Below are 17,728 nucleotides of genomic sequence, written 5' to 3' on the forward strand. Positions count from 1 at the left end.
GGGGGGGCCCGCCCGGGCCCTTCTTAGCGCGGGGGATTGGTCTTGGCGATGGGGAGCGTCTTGATGGGCTTCCTGTCCTTGAAGTAGACCACGTAGTACTGTCCCACCGGCATGTCGTATCGCATCTTGTTCTTCCCATCCCACTCCACCCAGGCGTTCTGTTCGTTCGTCACCTTATGGTCATAAATGACCTCGACCGCCTTCAGTTTGGCGTCCACCACTTCCAACTGGTAATGACCTGGCCCGGTGTCGAAGGTCACCAGGAAAGCGGCCGGGAAGGTGCTGAAGACCAGGGTCTCGGTCCTTTCCGCCGGCGGGAGGCCGCGCGGCATGCCTTGCGGACGGGCTTGGGGCGCTTGAACGGGGACCTGGGTCGGGACGGCCTGGACCCGGGGCATGGGGGTCGGAACCGCGGCCCGCGGCAGGGAGACGGGTGGGGCATAGACCGGGACGGCCGGCAGGGGGATCGGCGTATCGGTCGGACGCGGAGCGGGCATGACCATGGGGGGCAAGGTGGGCCAGGCTTGGGCGCGGGTCGGAAGGGCCCAAGGGGTGGCCGTCGGCACGAGCCGGGGCCAGGGGGTGAAGGTGGGCCAACGGGTCCAGGTGCGGGTCGGGGTCCAAGGAATGAAAGGCGTGGGGGAGCGGGTGGCGGTGGGGGTCGGGGTCGTGGATCGGGTAGGCGTGGGCGTCAGATAAGGGGTCGGGGAATAGGTCGGCAGGAAATGGGGAGGTGCGGCCACTTGGCGCCAATAGAGGACCCCGCAACCTTGGGAGGGGCCCGAGCCGTTCGCTGAGGTGTCGTAAGAGAGATAGGGGAGCAGGTCGCCGGTCTGGGCGCTTCGGATCTGGGCGGCGGTATAGGTATTGGCGGAGATCGGCACCCCGGTGCGGGAAAAGGGATTCGAGGCCGGGTCGTATTGGAACAGCATCCAACTGTGCCCGCTCTCGTCGGATAGGGGTGCAGCCCCGGCTCCGCAGGAACCGCCTCCGTTCGGGTCCCAGTAGAGCCGGATCTGGGATTTGACCGGATCGGAGCTGTTCATGACGAAAGGCGGCCGCCCCTCGCAGTCGACCTCCAGTTCCCACGAGGTATAGACCCGGGTGGGGTTGTTGTTCTCGGTGCGGAGGGTCAGGCAGATGAGGGGCCCCTGGATCAGGTCCAGGTCCATGGGGAGGCAGAGCTTGCCGGGGCCGCAACCCGACCGCCCGTCGCAGAATTCGCGTTGGCCCAGGTAGGCCCCATTGACCCAGACCTGGGTGATGTCGTCCCCGGCCACGCAGACCCGTGCGCCCGTGGGACGGCACTGGCCCCAGGCCAGGGAAGCCGGAAGGAAAAGGAACAGGAGGATCAGGGACCTTTTCATGCGTCGTTTCCTCGTGGGTGGCGCTCCATGGCCGCATTGTAACCGCTTTGGGGTGGGGGTGATATAATCCGGCCGTCCGACCGGATAGGATCCCCGAACGGCCCCTTCTTTTGGACGGTCGGACGGGCTTTCCGGTCCCCAGGAGCCCTCATTTGGAAAGAACCGGCGCTTCTCCCTGGCTTCCCCACTGGCATCCCGGTGCCTTACGGGACCCTTCCACTCTTTTCCTCCTGGCTGCCAACCTGATCCCGCTCCTAGGGGTCCTCTTCTGGAGCTGGGATCTTTTCCTTCTCATGATGCTCTACTGGTCGGAGACGGCCATCATCGGTTTCTGGCACATCCTGCGCATGGCCCTGGAAGCGAAGATCTTCGCCCTCTTCCTGGTCCCGTTCTTTTGCGTCCATTTCGGTGGGTTCATGGCGGGACACTTCATCTTCTTGATGGCATTGTTCGGTAAGGGCCGTGGGATCGAGGTCCACAGCGTCAAGGATTACGTGGACCATATCCTGATCGGGGCCAACCTTTGGATTCCTTTCCTCGCCCTCTTCCTGAGCCACGGCATCTCGTTCTTCCTGAACTATCTCAAGCCCAAAATGGACCAGGACTTCGGACTGGCGCCGTCGTCCCAGCGAATGGACCAGGACCCGGTGGGGATGATGTCCGCGCCCTACCGCCGGGTGATCGTGATGCACATGACCCTATTGTTCGGCGGGTTCCTGTCCATGGCCCTGCACATGGATAAACCCGCTTTTTTCCTGATGGTGGCCCTGAAGACTTTCGTGGACCTGGGCGCCCACACCCGTAAAAATTTCGCGGGACACCCGGCGGCGGACCCGGCCTAAAAAAGAAAAAGCCCGGGACCTTTCGGCCCGGGCTTTCATCGTGAAGTGGTCGCACGCTCCGGTAATCCGGAGATCAGGGGCTCACCCGATCAAGTTGTGAGAGTGGCCCGTACTCTGATAGGCGGTGCGACCTATCCATATCTTTCTCCCGGAAGGATCTTCCGGCAAGAAGAAAGCCCGATCGTCGGAATTTTTACAACGCATAAAGCGGGCCACGCTCCGGCACGTGTTCCGAGAACGATCTTGAGAATGGGAAAAGGTTTTTGTGGATAACTTCGACCGGCCGTCGGCCAGAAAAAGTTTTTAGCCGGCAGCCGGTCGTGCCCCTTCCGCCGGATGCTGCACTTCCTGCAGGAGGAAAAGGGTTCCCCAGACCTTTCCCGAAGGGGTCGAGCCCGAAGAACTGTCCAAACGAAAACGTTTTGCGTGTCCGTTCCATTCGGCATCCAGGTATTCCCGCTTCAACTCCCTCCGGGTTTTCAGGGAATCGGCCATTTTTTCCCCGATCGGGCCCAAGGGCTGCCCCTTGGCGGTCACCAGGGCGTTCACCAGGCCCTTGGGGTTCAGGTCCAGGATCTTGCCCACGCGGGCGTTCACGAAAAGGACATTTCCCTCCACGGAGACTGCGATGGCCCCGATGGGGAGGCTATCGAGGACGTTCTTGAGGGTCGCGGCGTATTCCAGGGCGGCTTGGTCCCCTTCCCGTACTTTTTCGCTCAAAAGGGCCGCTTTCCGGGCCAATTGGATGATCTCCCGCTCCTCCTGGACCGACCGGTAGGCCAGATAGCCGGAATGGATGGAAACAACGAAAAGAAGAGCGCAGGAAAGCAGAAGAAGGGGGTCGAGGTAATTGAAATCATCGCTCTTGTAATAGATCAAATAAACGTAAAGGCCGACCACCGCCATGGCCACCACCAGGCTGCGCCCCACCGACTGGCTCAAGGCGGACATGAAAAAGGTGAGGAAAATGAGGATCATCAGGTTGGTTTCCCAATGGTCGAACAGGTAAAGGCCGGCCAAAAGGAACACCAGATCCATGGAAAAAACGATGTATTGGAAGCGGACCTTCTCAAAACGGTCTTCCTGGATCAGGTGGAGGGGTACGAAACTGAGCCCCAGGACGATGCCATAGGCCAAGACCAGGCTTTTATGGTCCAAATGGTCCATCAGGTAGAAATAGCCAAGGCACAGGAGGATGGAAGCCAATAGAAGACGGATCAGGAATACGTTCTTTTTGACCTGGGGTGTAGCTTGTTGTAGTTCGTTCATGGTAGGTTTTGCCCCTTCTTGAGCCCTTAAAACGGTCGAACGGATGGTTTTCATCTTATGCCAGCCCGCCGAACCCCTCCAACATCAAAGAAAAGCCTGTCCTGGGATGTCTGGCTGGCCTTGGGGCTGGTTTATGTGGTCTGGGGCTCCACCTACCTGGCCATCCGTTTCGCCATCCGCACACTGCCCCCTTTCGGAATGGCAGGGGCGCGGTTCCTGGTCTCAGGCGGCCTTCTTTTCCTTTTCATGAGCCTGCGCGGCGTTCCAACGCCCCCTCTTCGCCAATGGCGCTCCGCGGGGATCGTGGGGTTCCTCCTCATCACGGTGGCCAACGGCGGGGTTTGCTGGTTGGAACGCTGGGTGCCCTCCGGCATGACCGCCCTCCTGGTGGGGACGGTCCCCCTTTGGATCGCCTTTCTATTGGTCCTGGGCCCGAAGGGCACCCAACCATCCGTGGCGACTTGGTCGGGCCTGTTCCTGGGGTTCCTGGGCATCGTCTTATTGGTCTCGGGAAGGCACCATGGGTCCTTCGAGGTCGATCCTTGGGGGGCCTTGGGACTGGTCGGGACCTCGCTGGCTTGGGCCATCGGCTCCCTTTACGCCCGCAAGGCGGACCTACCGGCCTCACCCCTCATGGGGACCTCATTGGAAATGATCCTGGGCGGAGCGGGACAGATCGTTGTTTCGCTCCTCTTGGGGGAGTTCGGAGGGTTCCATCTTTCCGGGATCAGTCAAGTTTCCTGGGAAGCCTGGATCTACCTGACCTTCATCGGATCCTTGGTCGGGTTCACGTCCTATATCTGGGTCCTCCAAAAGGCCACTCCGGAACTGGCTTCCACCTACGCCTTCGTGAATCCCGTGATCGCGGTCTTCCTGGGTTGGTCCCTCGGAGGAGAAACGCTGACCGGAGGCCTCTTTTTGGCGGCGGGTTGCATCGTCGCGGCGGTCACCCTCGTCGTCTGGGGATCCCGCAAAGGCCCGTGACCATTTGGTCCGTCGCGCGCGCCGATGGGCTAGAATCAGGTCAACCATCCCGGCCCATCGGCGGATCGGCCCTTGTACTATAGTTCAGAAGCTAAGGGCTTTTGGGTTGATGGGGAAGGGTCGAAAGACCAAAAACCACGAACTGTCCCTCGATGGAGACCATGGGCGACAACAGCTTGAACATCGCGGTGGTGGGTGCCGGGCCCGCGGGGCTCACGGCCGCCTATCTCCTCCAGCGCCGGCACCAGGTCACGGTCTTCGAAAAAGCGCCGCAGGCCGGCGGCCACTGCTTCACCTGGACCATCCCCGGTGGACCGGACAAGGGCCTGTTGCTCGACCTGGGTTTCCTCGGTTTCCGGTTGCGGGAGAACCCCAACTTCGTCCGGCTCCTCCAGCTTTTGGAGGTTCCCACCGCTTCTTCGGAATGGTCCTTCGCCTTCTTCGATGAAAAGACCCGCTATCAATACGCCCTCACCGGCTGGCCGGGCTATTTCACCCGGCTCCACCAATGGGCCAGCCCCGCTTTCCTCGAATTCCTCCGGGAAAGGGCCTGGTTCCATTCCAGGATCCACCGGGACCTGGAAAGAGGAAGGTTGGAAGGGGCGGTCCTGGGCGCCTACCTTCGGGAGAACCGTTACTCGCCGGGGTTCCTCCGGGACTATGTCCTGCCGCTGGGTGCCTCCATCTGGGGTCTTTCGGTCAAGGCCATGGAGGACATGCCCGCGGGACTTTTCGCCGACCGCTTGCCGGCCCACCTTCCCCACCAAAGGCACCAATGGCGCCGCATCGAAAAGGGAAGCTCCCGGTTCATCACGGCGCTTTTGAACAAGCTTAAATTCCGGGTCAAGGTCGCCGAGCCCGTGGAGGGGATCAAGCGGAAGTTCCCCATCCATTTCCCGGGGGAGACCGCCGACCATGAGGCCGACCCCAAGGGGCAGGTGATCCTGCGGGGCCGGGACGGGAAGGAAAGTGTTTTCGACAAGGTGGTCCTGGCCTGTCATGCCGATGAAGCCCTGGGGTTGTTGCACGAGCCCACCGAGGACGAGCAGAGGCTCTTGTCCCCCTGGCGCTACCAGAAGAACCACGTCCTGTTGCACACCGACGACGAGATCCTCCCCCCTTCCCGCCGGTCCTGGGCGGCCTGGAACTACATCCGGGAGATCGAGACCACCAAATCCGAACCGGTGGCCGTGACGGGGCACTTGAACCGGCTGATGGGCCTCACCTGCCGGGAGCAGTATTTCATCACCCTCAACCGCGTGCGCCCTATCCCGGAAAAACATGCCCTGAAAGAGGCCTATTTCACCCATCCGGTCCCGACCCTGGAGGCCCTGCGCACCCGATCGGAGTTGGAAGGCCTCAACGGCCGCAACCACACGTATTTTTGCGGGAGCTATTTCGGCCAAGGCGCCCTGGAGGATGCGGTCCGCTCGGCCTTGCAGGTGGGCCGCCTCTTCGGGATCGAATTGTGACACCAGTCATGGTGGGGAATGGCTTTTTTCCACAGGATGCGGGGGCTGGAAAAGACCGCTCTTTGTCCCGATCATTCCCAAGGCAGGTAAGTGCCCGCGCTTTTTTGGGGTGACCTCCGCAAAAAAGCAAAGGTATAATTACGGCAGGGAAACAGAAGATCATCCCTCCTAGGCGGGCGGTCCGCATTCCTCCCGCACCCGGTCCCCGACGTATGAACGTCGGAAGTTCCTGAAAGAACGGGGACGGGTCCCCCAGAACTGTTCTTGAAGACAGTCGTTCGGTCCATGGCCTTGGATGGTCTCGGGCCGTCCCAATGCGATCCTAAAAAAGAAGAGGTATCCGTCTCAATGCAACCAACTGAAGTCCATCCGAACATCGAAGGCATCCCCAATCTCACCCCCGTTCAAACCGCCCCCATCACCGATTACCACCGCAATTTCCTGCGCACCTTCACCAAGGAAGAGAAGATCGACTGGGGGGGAAGCATCCCCTTTTTCGGGGTCCACGTAGTGGGCCTTCTGGCCTGGTTGACCGGCATCAGCTGGGCGGCCGTCGCCATGTGTTTCTTCATGTACTACTTCCGCATGTTCGCCATCACGGGCATCTACCACCGTTATTTCTCGCACCGGTCCTATAAGACCAGCCGCTGGTTCCAGTTCGTCATGGCCCTTTGGGGCACTTCCTGCGGCCAGCAAGGCCCGCTTTGGTGGGCCGCCCATCACCGACACCACCACAAGTATTCGGACACCCCCGAGGACATCCATTCCCCCGGTTTACGGGGTTTCTGGTGGTCCCATTGGGGCTGGATCCTCTGCAAGCGCTACGCACCCACCAATGAGGAGGCGGTCAAGGACCTGGTCAAGTATCCCGAACTGAAATTCATCAACAAACACCACGGCATCGCGCCTTTCGTCCTGGCCACCTTGATCTTCTTCTTCGGGGCCTTCCTGGAACACGCCGCGCCCGGTCTCCACACCAACGGCATGCAGATGCTGGCCTGGGGCTTCTTCACCTCCACCACCCTGCTCTACCACGGCACCTTCACCATCAATTCGCTGTCCCATGTTTTCGGCAAGAAGCGCTTCGAGACGGGGGACGACAGCAAGAACAACTTTTGGCTGTCCTTGATCACCATGGGCGAAGGGTGGCACAACAACCACCACAAGTTCCCCTATGCCGAGAGCCAGGGCATCTATTGGTGGGAGATCGACATGTCCCATTACATCCTGAAGATGTTCTCGTGGGTGGGGCTGGTCTGGGACATCCAGAAGCACCCCAAGGAGCTTTTCCAGAAGACCGCCAAAGCCTGAGAGGGCAGGGTAAAAAAACAAAAGCCTTGGAGGGTTTTCCCTCCAAGGCTTTTTTATTTGTGCTAAGGCCGGTTCAGAGACCGAGCAATCCCAGGACCTTATAGACCACCAGGGCGGGCCAGACCAAAGCCTTCAGGACGCCTAGGCAGCCCATCCAAAAACCGTCGCTGTGCTGGATGAAATAGACCGCCGAACCGATGATGCCCAACCCGTAGAAAGCTCCGCTTTTCATTTCGTGCCGCCTTTCCCAGTGGAACCATTCCTTTTTTTCCATCCCGTCCACCCCTTGAAGACTTGGTGAGACCGAAGCACCTCTAAGGTAAGACGGTGGGAGCGGGATTCCAATGACCTGGCTCATGGAAAAAGGGCGTTCTTTCCCGATGTTGGGGGGATAATGCAGGAAGCCCACCCCAGGAGGCGCCCATGGCGGACCAACCGGAATTGAACGAGATCCTTGAGAGACTGGAAGCCGTCGAGCATAAATTAGGCGTTTACTATGTGCCCAACGCCGAGCCCATCCTGGAAGAACTCTGCGAGAAGCTCGAGCCTATGACCCTCCAGGCCATCCTGCGGGAGGTGGACGCCAAGGTCCTGGCCCAGGCCATGATGGGTTACAAGACCCCCGCCCTCAAGAACCTCCAAAAGGCCATGTCCAAGAAGAGCTGGGAGATGATCCAGGACGACGTGCATTACTTCCTGAAATTGGGCGTCAGCGAGGCCGCCATCCGCACGGCCCGGCTTGAGATGATGAGCATCATCAAGAAGCTGGAAGCCCATGGGGCCGTCGTCCTTCATGTGAAGGAGAGCAGCGCGGAATTGGAGGATTGGAAGAAGCAGAGCCAGGAAACAGGGACCTTGTTCAAGAAGGTCGAGGGGTTGGAGGTTTGGAAGAAGGATATTTTGGACAGGATCTAAGGGATATCAGTCCTTATTCACCATCTTCGCCATGGATTCATTGTAGCGGTTCCCGGAAACCCGGAATTTTTCCAAGATCCCATCAATGGCCCTGAAGTCCTCGGAAGTGAAGGGGATGTCACAGGCCGCCACATTCTCCTCCAAATGCTTCACCTGGGTCGTGCCGGGGATGGGAACAATGTCCTCCCCCTGGTTCATGAGCCAAGCTAAGGCGGCCTGGGTGGCGGTGGCCCCCCTGGTCTTGGCCAGCTTCGTCACTTCCTCCACCAGCTTGATGTTCTCCTTGAAGTTCTCGCCCTGGAACCGCGGCAGGTTACGCCGCATATCATTGGGCCCCAGATCCTCATAACTCTTGATGGCCCCGGTCAAGAATCCCCGGCCCACCGGGCTGAAGGGTACCAGGCCCATGCCCAATTCCCGCAGGACCGGCAGGATCCCATCCTCAATGGCCGTCTCCCAAAGGGAATACTCGCTCTGCAGACAGGTGATGGGATGGACCGCGTGGGCTTTTCGGATCGTATTGGGTCCCACCTCGCTCAACCCCAGGTAGCGGACCTTGCCTTGCTTCACCAATTGGGCCATGGCGCCGACCGATTCCTCGATGGGGACCTTGGGGTCGGCCCGGTGGAGATAAAGAAGGTCGATGACAGGGGTCTGGAGCCTGGAAAGGCATCCCTCGACCGCCTTTTGGAGGGCGGCGGGGGAACCATCCAGGTTCTCAGGCCCGGCCTTCCCCTCTTTCCAGGCCACCTTGGTGGCCAGGACCAGCCTGTCGCGGCGGCCCTTGAAGGCTTTCGCCAGGAGTTCCTCGTTCTTGAAAGGCCCATAGGCTTCGGCGGTGTCGAAGAAATTGATGCCCAGTTCCAAAGCCCGGTCCAGGACCTTGAGGGAATCCGCCTCCTCGACCGGATGGTAAGCATAGCTCATGCCCATGCATCCCAACCCGAGTTCGGAAACCTGGAGACCCTGGGAGCCTAGTTTGCGTTTTTTCATTTTCCGCCTTCAATTCCAGTCACTTGGGTTTGGCCGCGACCGCGATGATCCCGGCGGAGTCCTCGTGGAGGGGCTTGCCCGAAAGGCCTCCGAAGAATCTTATTTTTCGGAAGCCGACGCTTTTTAGCAAGCGGGCCAGATCCTTTTTATCGTATTGATGCATGACCGAGACATAGCGATCGGTCTTGGTCTTCGATTGGAAAGTCCAATAAGTCCGGATGCTCCGGTCCTTGGCTTCCCAACGGTTCCTTTGGGTCATCCGGATGCCCGCGATGGTGGCTTCCATGACCGGCTTGAAGTTCCGCTTGATCCAGTCCTTATTGGGGCACTGCAGGACAAATCGACCGCCGGGCTTCAGGGCCCGGAAGAAATTCGCCAGGACCTTCTTGTTCTGCCGGGCGTTAAAATAACCGAAACTGCCGAACCAATTGAAGGCGGCGTCGAATTCGCCCTGAAAAGACGTTTCCCGCATATCGCCCACCTGAAACTCCGCCTTGAGGTGGGCCCGGTGTCCCAAAGTTTTGGCCCGGCGAATGTAATGAGGTTGGCGATCCACGCCGATGGCCCGGATGCCCATCCGGGCCAGGGCCAAGGTCACCCGTCCTTGTCCGCAGGGCAGGTCCAAGACCTTTTGGCCCTTCCGCAGGCCCAGGAGGTGTTTGATGCCGCGGGCCTGCTCCCGGGTGGCGTGTTTCGTGAAGGTATGCGCCAGGATCCGGGTGTAGGTTCCGGCAAAGAATTTGTCATGCCATTCCCGCATTTGGGACTCCCGGATGACGGATCAGCGGAAAAGGCCCTCGTGACCCGGCGTCATTGGGCCTTGGGGAAATTGAAGCTCTTTCCGATCTGCACGAAGGTGGGGAACCAAGCCGCGAAACTCTCCTGGGTCGAGGTGCAGGTCATGGAGTAAGCCTTTCCATGCGACAGGTAGAAGAACACGACGGCCTTGAGGGTCCCGTTGTATTGTTCCGCCACCTGGGTATAGGTCATGTAGCGGCAGGGGGTATAGGCCCCTTGCAACTCGCCGGAATTGATGAGCTGGAACTGGTTGAGGGCCTTTTTCATGCCGGTGACGTTGGTATTGACGTATTCCGTCAAGTCGAAGGAAGGGTCCACGTTCTCGGTCACCACGTTGACGTTCTCCCGGAAAACATCGTTGGGCTTCAAGGGCCTGACCGAGACGAGGGAAATGGCGTAAAGGCCCATCTTCATGTTCTCGTTGACCTCCCAACCTTGGGGGAGGGCCACCAGGTAATAGTCGGTGGTGTGGCGGTGCCATGCCAGCGAGGTGGCGGCATCCGATCGGGCGGGGAGACAAAGGAAAAGGCCCAGAAGAAGGGCGGCGGACAGCCTCAGGCATGTTTTCATCGAATCCTCCTTAAGATATCTCAACAACATCCATAATCCGGCAATTCATGGCCCTTGTGGGCCTTGTCGTGGACGGCCTTGGGGTGTTTTTTCAAGGCCAGGATCTGGTACCAGCGATGGCCCGATTCCCACAGCACCACCACCGCGCAGACCATGATGATGACCGTCGCGGCCACGTTGGCGTAGGCCTGGAAGGCCTTGTCCGGATGGGCGGCCGCCAAGGGCAGGAAGTTATCGGTGATGTTCAGCCAGCAGGCCGAGAGGGTGGTGACCGCCACGAAAAGCATGGGCACCAAGGTCGCCCAGATGTAATGGGTGCGGCCCGAATTGATGAGGGCACTGGTGGAGGCGGCCAGGGCGATGGAGGCCAAGAGCTGGTTGGCGGTGCCGAACATGGGCCAGATGGTGGCGACCGATCCGCCCCAGATGAGCCAGGCCCAAAGGAAGACGACCAAAGCGGTGGAAAGGACGGTCCCGGGCATCCAGTTGGTGTCCTCCAGGGGCTTGTAGAAGCGCCCGAAGAATTCCTGCACCAGGAAACGCGCCACGCGGGTACCCGCGTCGATGGTGGTGAGGATGAAGAGGGCCTCGAACATGATCATGAAATGGTAGAAGTAGCCCATGAGCCGCTCCAAGCCGGGGAAGCCGCTGAAGATCTGGGCGAAACCGAGGGCCAGGGACACGGCCCCGCCGGGCCGGCCCGCCACGTTCTCGCCGACCGCCTGGGACAGGGCCTGCAGGTTCACGGGGGTCAGTCCCAGGGCGGCGAACTTGTCGGCGGGCAGGTTGATGGCGTAGTAGTCGCCGGGGAAAAGGGCGCTGGTGGACAGGAGCGCCACGATGCCGACCAGGCCCTCCATGAGCATGGAGCCATAGCCGATCACCCGCGCGTCCGATTCCTTATCGAGCATCTTGGGGGTGGTGCCCGAGGAGACCAGGGCGTGGAAACCCGAGATGGCCCCGCAGGCGATGGTGATGAAAACGAAGGGGAAGAGCTTGCCCGGGATGATGGGCCCTCCGCCGTCCACATAGCCGAAGGCGGGCATATGCAGGTCCGGGGCCACGACGATGATCCCCAGCACCAGCAAGGCGATGGTCCCCACCTTCATATAAGAGCTCAGGTAGTCCCGGGGAGTGAGGAGCATCCAGACGGGGAGCACGGAAGCCAGGAAACCGTAGATCGCCAGGGCCCCGATGACGCCTTCCCGGGAGAAGGTGAAGTAGGGGGCGAGGGGGGAACCGGGGATATGGTCCCCGAAGACCACGGCGAAGAAGACCAGGGCTACCCCCACGATGCTGGCCGGGACGATGGCCGAGGGGCCTTTGCGCATCCAAAAGCCCACCAGGAAGGCGATGGGAATGGTGGCCGCGATGGAGAAGACGCCCCAGGGACTGGCCTTCAGGGCGTTCACGACGGCCATCCCCAGGCCCGCCAGGGCCAGGATGACGATGATGAAGATGGCGATGGCGCCCATCACGGACGAGAGGGGGCTGATCTCGTGGCGGAGGATATCCACGAGCGAGCGGCCTTTCCTGCGGATGGAAGCGGCCAGGATCATGAAATCATGCACGGCGCCGGCCAGGCAGACGCCCGCCAGCAGCCAGATGAAGCTGGGCACGAAGCCGAACTGGGCGGCCAGGACCGGGCCAATGAGGGGGCCCGCCCCCGCGATAGCGGCGAAGTGGTGGCCCATCAGGACCCATTTGTTGGTGGGGTGGTAGTTGTGCCCGTCGTTCAGCAGATGGGCGGGGGTGGCGCGCCGGTCGTCGAGCACCACCACCTTGGTGGCCAGGAAGTAGCTGTAGTAGCGGTAGGCGATGATCATGACCAGAAGGGCGGTCAGGATGAGGGGCAGGACGTTCATGAAAACTCCTCTCGGGTATGGAGTAAAAGCATTTTCACCACCAAGGGCACCAAGTTCACCAAGAAAATAGAAGAAGGGAAAAAGGCCGACTCGGGGTCCTTATCGCCGGATCCCAAGACTTCAGGGTAAAGGAGTAGGGTGGGCCTCAATCCATGTAATCCAGGTCGATGCCGTAGGTCTCCTTCAAGTTGCTCAGGCCGAAGAAGGCGGCCGCCAGGACAAGGGCCGCGAGGGCCGACGCACTGCCCAGGACGCCCCAGACCGGGATGAGGGCCTTGAAGGCCAAGGTCACGGGGATCGTCAATCCCCGCACGAAGTTGGGGCCGGAGGTGGCCACGGTGGCCCGCAGGTTGGTCCCGAACTGCTCGGCGGCCGAGGTGACGGCCACCGCCCAGAAACCCGCCGAGAAGCCCATGCAGCCGCAAAGGGCATAGAAGACGGTGAGGGAGGTGCCGCCCCAGAGCAGGGTGGAGGTGACGGAGAGGGCGTTGAGGACCAGGAAGGAGGCGATGACCTTCTTGCGGTTCTGGAACAACTGGCTCAAGGTCCCGCTCGCGAGATCCCCCAGGGGGAGTCCCAGGTAGGCGAAGAAAATGGCCCGCCCGGGCGAGGGAAGTTCCGTCATCCCCATGCCCTTCCCGATCTCGGGACAGAAGGTCAGAAGCACTCCCGCGATGAACCAGACCGGGAAGGTGGCGAGGATGAGGCTTAGGAAGATCAAGCCCTTACGGGGATATCGGAAGAACTGGAAGAAATCCCCTTTCGAGGCGCCCGTCTTCTTCTCCAGGGCCAGGAAAAGCCCCGACTCCCGCACTCCCAGCCGGAGCACCAACAGGACCAGTCCCATGCCCCCGCCCACAAAATAGGCGGTGCGCCAATCGAAACGCTGGCCCACCAAGGCGGCCACCAGCACGCCCGTGACCCCCACGGTGGTGATGAGGGTGGTACCCCAGCCCCGTTTTTCCCGGGGCATCAGCTCGCTGACCAGGGTGACGCCCGCGCCCAGTTCCCCCGAGAGGCCGACCCCGGCGAGGAAGCGCCAGAAGGAATAACTTTCAACGCCGTGGACGAAGCCGTTGGCGATGTTGGCGACGGAATAAAGGATGATGGAACCGAAAAGGACGGAAAGCCGGCCCTTCTTATCGCCCAGGATGCCCCAGAAGAGACCGCCCAGGAGGAAACCCGCCAACTGCCAGTTCAAGAGCCGCACGCCCACTTCCAGGGCCTGGTCCGCGGGGATGCCGAGCCCGTCGAGGCTTTGGTTGCGGACGATGGAGAAAAGCATGATGTCGTAGGCGTCGACGAAGTAACCCAGGGCCGCCACGAAGACGGCCAACCATATACCGCCGGAGGGGTATGGATCTTTCATCCGGGGATTTTACCAGGAACCGATCGATCGCCGGAGGCTTCCAGCCCTTCGTTCCTTTTTTTATACCAGGGGTTCATTTAGACTGAACGTTATGGCCTTTCAAAGGAAGAAAATCCGACCTTTCCCCGCGCCCCTGGACGGGCTCCCGGCGGCTCTCTTCATCCTCGCTTTCTTCCTTTTGGGCCATCGGACCCTTTCCGGGCCGTGGCCCTGGGCCCTGGTCCTGGGCGGCATCGTCCTTCCCTTTCTTTTCCTCTTGGGGAGGGCTTCCCGGTCCGTTCCGGATGGAAAGACCCTGGTCCGGGAGGAGTTCTTTTTTCCATCGTGGGTCCCGGCCCTGCTGTTGGCCGTGGCGGTCCTCCTCCGTTTTTGGCGGTTGGATACATTGGCCGCCTGGCCCAGTTCGGATGAGGAAACGGGAGGCTACCTGGCCGAGCATTTCGGGCAAATGGGCGTCTGGAAGGGTTTTTTCGGAGGGCAGATCCCGGCACCCTGGATCTGGGCCTGCGCGGCTGTTTGGCGCATCAGCCATGATTCCTTCCTGACGACCTGGTTCCCAGCGGCCATGTCCTCACTTCTCATCCCGATCGCGGCCGTTCCGGCTTTGCGTATCTGGACCACACGTGGACAAGGGTGGTTGTTGGGATCCCTCCTGGCCGTGAGCTATTGGCCGCTTTATCTGGGCCGTACCGGCATCTGGGGGGTCTGGCTTCCGGCCTGGGAATGCATGGCCGTTTATTTCCTGGGAAAATATTCGAAGACCGTGGGACCGGACCGACGGGTTTGGGCGGTGATCCTGGGTTTTTGGACGGCGTCGGGCTATTGGACTTTCCCGTCCTTTGCCCCCGTCTCCTTGGCCCTGGTGATCGGGTTCCTCCTCGTCTCGGGCCGGTCGAAAAGAGCGGCCGAGGAAAGATCCATTTTCCTGGCGGCCGGGGCTTTGGCGGTCGTGCCCTTGGCCTGGGAATGGACGCAGGGCAGGGTCGGTGGCCATATCCTGAGCGTCGGTTTTTGGAAAGGTCCGGATGGTTCCTGGCAGGTCCTGGATTCACTCGGCGGATACCTGCGGATCCTTTTTGGGGGCGATGGGGAAGGGGGCTATTTCAATCCCCTCCTGGGGGCCCTTTTCCTGACGGGTTTGGCCGTCCTTTACCGGGCGCGCCGCGCCTGGTTGTACCTCTTCCTGGCGGTCTTTTTCCTCTTCTTGGCCCCCGGATACTTGAGCATGAACATGGAACCCTACCGGGTGGTCTCCATCCTTCCATGGGTGCTTTGGGCGGCAGCCCTGGGTCTTCGATCCTTTTTGGTGACCTTTCCCACGGGATGGCGGGTCCCCTTGTTATTGTCCTTCCTCGCCGTCTCGGGGGGGATGGATTGGAGGCAGCTGAACCTTCCCTACCGGAACATCGATGACCGGCCCGATCTTTTTCGTGGGACGGGAAAATCCATCGAACGATACCGGGCTTACCGGATCCTGCGGGAGCAAGTGAAGGAACAGGGTCCGGGGGTGCTGTTCCCCGATTTTTGTCCCGACGATTCCTTCGACCTTTCCTTCATCCGGGCCGCTTCCTCCCTGGGCAACGCGGGAACGTCGACGTCCGTCGGGAAGGCCCGTTGGGCCGCGGCCTTGACGAACCTCCACTACCGGCCTTTCCTGGACGCGGGCTTTCCCGACGCCCGATGGTATGTCCTGGGGAAGGAGCGTTCCGGGGGAGGGCCGAGCGCCTTGATGCTCCTGCCCTTGGGGGAGAAGGACCGCCCCCGGATCGAAGGATGGTTGGCCGCCTCCGTCTGCTTCGACGATATCGAGAGGGCCCGTTTCCTCGCCACGGAGAACGAACCGGCTGGAAAAGTCCTTGAGGAGGCCTTCCGGCATTATCCCCTGGTGCTCCGGGATCCCTATCTGGTCTCCTGCTTTTGGGAAAGGATGGCGAGCCTGTTCTATTATTTCTTGGGCCACCCGCCCCGGGAGTTGGAGACCGCCCTCCGCCGGTCCGTCCAGGGTTATCCCGCGGCCCATCTTTATTACAGGCTCGGGGCCCTTCTTTTGAGGCTTGGGAAACTTGAGGAAGCCCGATGGGCCTTTCAGGAGGCGGAGCGGGCGCCCTTGAACCTTTGTCCTACCGCCGAGGCCCTGGCCTTGGTCGCGGAACGGGAGGCGGCGGAAGGGGAAGCCGGGGGAGAACGCCGACCGACGGGCCTTGAGGGAAAGGACCGCGGGACCTCAGGGAGCCAGGGGAAGTGAAAGGGCGAAACAGGTGCCCTTGCCCTTCTCGGTCTCCACGGCGATCGACCCGCCCTGCACATCCAGGAAGCGTTTGACGATGTAAAGGCCGATCCCGGCGCCGGCCCGGCCCGCCTCCTCGCCCAGGATGCGTTTCTGGCTGAACATCTGTTTCATGGCGGCCTCGCTGATGCCCGGGCCCGTGTCGGCGACCCTCAGTGTCCCCCAGGGGGCCTTCACTTCCACCCGCAGGGTGATGGAGCCCCTATCGGTGAATTTCACGGCGTTGCTGATGAGGTTCCGCAGGGCCTCCACCGTCTTGTCCATGTCGGCCATGACGAAGACGTCCTTCTCCAGTCCCTCCAGCCGCAGTTCCAATCCCTTGCGGGAGATGATCTCCTTGTAGTCCCGCAGGCCGAACTCCACGATGGTGGACCAACTGGCCCGCTCCAGCGAGGGGTCCAGCAGTCCCCGCTGGATCTTGGAGAGGTTCAGGAAGTCGCTGATGAGACGGAAGTTGGCCACGCCGATCTCCCGCATGTCCATGAGGTAATCCTTCTGGGAAGCCGACAACTCCCCGGCCAGGCCGTCCAACAGGTTCTCGATGTAGCCGTTGATCTGCGCCACCGGCGTCTTCAACTGATGGGACGCCACCGAGATGAGGCTTTGTTTCATCTCCTCCACCTGCTTGCGCTCCGTGATGTCGCTGAAGACCGCCAGGGCGAAGTTCACGTTGCCCTTCAGGTCGGTGACGGGCGTGCCCCAGACCTGGATGGGAATGATCCGTCCATCGGGATGATGGATCTCCATATCCTCGACCGAACTACGCTCTCCGTTAAGGGCCCGGACCACCGGGCTCTTTTCATTGGGATAGGGATCCTCGGTCCCTGCCACGAAGGAGGAATAAATGGTGGAAAGGTCCTTGGATTCGGAGAAGGCCACGATGCCCTTGCCCAGGAGCTCCCGGGCCTTCTGGTTGGCGTAGAAGGGTTTCCCCTTGGCGTCCAGCACGAAGATGCCCAGGGGGATGGCCTCCAGGAACTGGAAAAGGCGGTGTTCGTTGAGCTGGAGCAACTCCTGGGCGGCTTCGCGTTTCTTGATCTCCTGGCCGATGGCGAAGAGGGCGAGGATGGCGAAAAGGGTGGCGGCCACACCGCCCGCCACAACGATCATCGAGGTCATGTGGGAGGAGCTCGTCTCCGAATCCCTCCGTTTTATGAGGAGGTTCTCTTCCTCCGCGATCGTCTGGGCGGTCAAGTGGTCGATGGGGTCCATCGCCTGGACGGGATGCAGAGCCTTGAATTGCTCCACCGCCTTTTCAAAATGGCCGGAGAGGCAAAGGCTCCGGTTGGCCTCGAAGTTCTGCAGACGCTGTTGCAAAAGGGGCATGAGGGTCTCGAAACGTTGCTTTTCGCTGGGGTTATCCTCGGTCATCTTTTGGAGTTCCAAGGCGTCCTTATAGGCCAGGTTCATCTCGGACTCGGCCAATTGAAGGAGCGTGGAGTGGTCCGAGAGAAGATAGGCCCGGTAATCCGCCTGGGCCCGTTTGAGGTTGATCTCAAAGGCCTCGATCTTGGAGATGACGTTCTCCGAATGGTCCACCCTACGGTCGTCGTCCAACATGCGGTTGAGGCTTGAATAACAAAGGGTCCCAATGGCAAAGATGAAGACCAGGAGGATGCCGAAGCCGGCGTAAAGTTTCAGCCGAAGCGTGGGTCTCAAGGCGGGTCCTTCGGGGGATAAAGAGGC

General features: G+C 60.8%; 15 protein-coding genes. 6 read left to right on the forward strand and 9 right to left on the reverse strand.

What is annotated here, in order from left to right; translation table 11 throughout:
- Nucleotides 1-23: 23 nt before the first annotated feature.
- Nucleotides 24-1,367, reverse strand: a complete 1,344-nt coding sequence (locus VHE12_05185; GenBank protein ID HVZ80182.1) for a hypothetical protein — start codon at nt 1,365-1,367, stop codon at nt 24-26.
- A 152-nt stretch (nt 1,368-1,519) separates the two neighbouring features.
- Between VHE12_05185 and VHE12_05190 the strand changes: the two genes are divergently transcribed.
- On the forward strand, nt 1,520-2,209 hold the full coding sequence (locus tag VHE12_05190; GenBank protein HVZ80183.1) for a DUF6498-containing protein: 690 nt from the start codon (nt 1,520-1,522) through the stop codon (nt 2,207-2,209).
- A 303-nt stretch (nt 2,210-2,512) separates the two neighbouring features.
- Here the strand turns inward: VHE12_05190 and VHE12_05195 are convergent, their stop codons facing one another.
- On the reverse strand, nt 2,513-3,478 hold the full coding sequence (locus VHE12_05195) for a PAS domain-containing protein (GenBank protein ID HVZ80184.1): 966 nt from the start codon (nt 3,476-3,478) through the stop codon (nt 2,513-2,515).
- Between the two features lie 57 nt (nt 3,479-3,535).
- Between VHE12_05195 and VHE12_05200 the strand changes: the two genes are divergently transcribed.
- From VHE12_05200 to VHE12_05210, 3 genes are all read left to right on the forward strand, one after another.
- A complete protein-coding gene (locus VHE12_05200) occupies nt 3,536-4,462 on the forward strand; it encodes an EamA family transporter (GenBank protein ID HVZ80185.1) in 927 nt (308 codons plus the stop codon).
- 161 nt (nt 4,463-4,623) lie between these two features.
- Nucleotides 4,624-5,934 (forward strand): FAD-dependent oxidoreductase, encoded by a 1,311-nt coding sequence (locus VHE12_05205; protein HVZ80186.1) that lies wholly within the window; start codon nt 4,624-4,626, stop codon nt 5,932-5,934.
- A 348-nt stretch (nt 5,935-6,282) separates the two neighbouring features.
- Complete coding sequence (locus tag VHE12_05210) at nt 6,283-7,245, forward strand: acyl-CoA desaturase (GenBank protein ID HVZ80187.1); 963 nt, start codon at nt 6,283-6,285, stop codon at nt 7,243-7,245.
- Nucleotides 7,246-7,318: 73 nt separating this feature from the next.
- Here VHE12_05210 and VHE12_05215 read toward each other — a convergent pair whose 3' ends face one another.
- The gene (locus VHE12_05215; protein HVZ80188.1) at nt 7,319-7,477 is read right to left on the reverse strand and encodes a hypothetical protein; all 159 of its coding nucleotides are present in this window, start codon (nt 7,475-7,477) and stop codon (nt 7,319-7,321) included.
- A 191-nt stretch (nt 7,478-7,668) separates the two neighbouring features.
- On the opposite strand from VHE12_05215, the gene VHE12_05220 reads away from it, so the two are divergent.
- Complete coding sequence (locus VHE12_05220; protein ID HVZ80189.1) at nt 7,669-8,160, forward strand: FliG C-terminal domain-containing protein; 492 nt, start codon at nt 7,669-7,671, stop codon at nt 8,158-8,160.
- Nucleotides 8,161-8,166: 6 nt separating this feature from the next.
- Here VHE12_05220 and VHE12_05225 read toward each other — a convergent pair whose 3' ends face one another.
- The 5 genes from VHE12_05225 to VHE12_05245 form a co-directional block, all read right to left on the reverse strand.
- Nucleotides 8,167-9,153, reverse strand: a complete 987-nt coding sequence (locus VHE12_05225) for an aldo/keto reductase (GenBank protein HVZ80190.1) — start codon at nt 9,151-9,153, stop codon at nt 8,167-8,169.
- Nucleotides 9,154-9,172: 19 nt separating this feature from the next.
- Nucleotides 9,173-9,913: a methyltransferase domain-containing protein gene (locus VHE12_05230; GenBank protein HVZ80191.1), complete on the reverse strand. Its 741-nt coding sequence runs from the start codon at nt 9,911-9,913 to the stop codon at nt 9,173-9,175.
- A gap of 50 nt (nt 9,914-9,963) precedes the next feature.
- Complete coding sequence (locus tag VHE12_05235; protein HVZ80192.1) at nt 9,964-10,521, reverse strand: hypothetical protein; 558 nt, start codon at nt 10,519-10,521, stop codon at nt 9,964-9,966.
- Between the two features lie 20 nt (nt 10,522-10,541).
- Nucleotides 10,542-12,386, reverse strand: a complete 1,845-nt coding sequence (locus tag VHE12_05240; GenBank protein ID HVZ80193.1) for a carbon starvation protein A — start codon at nt 12,384-12,386, stop codon at nt 10,542-10,544.
- A 145-nt stretch (nt 12,387-12,531) separates the two neighbouring features.
- Nucleotides 12,532-13,755 (reverse strand): MFS transporter, encoded by a 1,224-nt coding sequence (locus VHE12_05245; GenBank protein ID HVZ80194.1) that lies wholly within the window; start codon nt 13,753-13,755, stop codon nt 12,532-12,534.
- Between the two features lie 91 nt (nt 13,756-13,846).
- Between VHE12_05245 and VHE12_05250 the strand changes: the two genes are divergently transcribed.
- Nucleotides 13,847-16,000: a hypothetical protein gene (locus VHE12_05250; protein HVZ80195.1), complete on the forward strand. Its 2,154-nt coding sequence runs from the start codon at nt 13,847-13,849 to the stop codon at nt 15,998-16,000.
- Here VHE12_05250 and VHE12_05255 read toward each other — a convergent pair.
- A complete protein-coding gene (locus VHE12_05255; protein HVZ80196.1) occupies nt 15,980-17,701 on the reverse strand; it encodes an ATP-binding protein in 1,722 nt (573 codons plus the stop codon). The two genes, VHE12_05250 and VHE12_05255, sit on opposite strands and share 21 nt — an antisense overlap.
- Nucleotides 17,702-17,728: the final 27 nt, after the last annotated feature.

It is taken from the genome of bacterium (assembly GCA_035549195.1).
Lineage (GTDB): Bacteria > Oederibacteriota > Muellerivitia > Muellerivitales > Muellerivitaceae > DASZRK01.